This window comes from Robinsoniella sp. (assembly GCF_034124845.1).
Window position 1 is genome coordinate 4,118 of record NZ_JAWYAJ010000248.1, and the last position, 1,087, is coordinate 5,204.

Genomic DNA, 1,087 nt, shown 5'->3' on the forward strand with positions numbered 1-1,087 from the left:
TCCAGATTGATTCCACCGAAACTTCCGGCAAGTAAACTTACTGTCTTAACAATATCATCAACTTCTTTGGAACGAATGCAAAGCGGAATTGCATCTACATCACCAAAAGCTTTGAATAATGCACATTTTCCTTCCATAACCGGCATACCTGCTTCCGGTCCGATATCTCCAAGACCTAAAACAGCAGTTCCGTCTGTAACAACAGCTACCAGGTTTGAACGTCTCGTGAGATCATAGCTTAAGTTTACGTCTTTCTGGATTTCCAGACAAGGCTGTGCAACACCCGGTGTATATGCTAAAGATAAGTCGTCCTTATTTTCCAATGGTGCACGGCAGATAACTTCGATCTTACCTTTCCACTCGCGATGTTTTTTTAATGATTCTGATGCGTAATCCATTTTTAATTCCTCCTAGATTGTCTCTTAAAATTCAAGAGTTGATATTATATTTTTCAGCACGTTAGCGCTGTTTAATAACTTCTCTACTTCTTCCTCTTTTAATTGAGGCTCAAGTGTCTTTACAAGACCTGAACTGTTGATGATGCTTGGAATACTTAAGCATACATCCTCCATTCCATACTGTCCGGTCATAAGACTGGATACTGCCATTACGGTATTACCGCCGCGCAGGATGTTATCGCAAAGATAACGTACAGACATAGCTATTGCATAGTTTGTGGCACCCTTATTCTGAATAACTTTCGCTCCGGATTCTCTCATATCTTTTTCCATAGCCGCTAAGCTGTCTTCCTGGATAAATTCCTCTCCAAATCCTGCTGCTTTCTCATAAGCATCAATTGTCATACCTGCAATGCTTACCAAAGACCACGGAACTACGGATGAGTCCCCATGTTCTCCTAAAACATAACCATGAACATTTCTGGAACTGATTCCCAGTTTTTCTGCTACGATGGAACGTAAACGGCTGGAATCAAGAAGTGTACCGGATCCAATTACCTGATTTGGTGAAAGATTCGTAACTTTTAATGTTGCATATGTAAGAATGTCTACCGGATTACTTACCAATACATAAATTGCATTTGGCGCATATTCGGCAACCTGAGGCATAACACTTTTGATTATGTCTA

Annotated in this window: 1 protein-coding gene and 1 pseudogene; both read right to left on the reverse strand. The window is 40.5% G+C overall.

Annotated features, from left to right (window positions below; genetic code table 11):
* Nucleotides 1-398 (reverse strand): annotated as a pseudogene (locus ACH2DQ_RS12285) (NAD-dependent malic enzyme); the annotation flags it as partial.
* A 24-nt stretch (nt 399-422) separates the two neighbouring features.
* The coding region (locus tag ACH2DQ_RS12290) for an L-lactate dehydrogenase (protein ID WP_395026906.1) at nt 423-1,087 on the reverse strand (665 nt) is incomplete at its 5' end.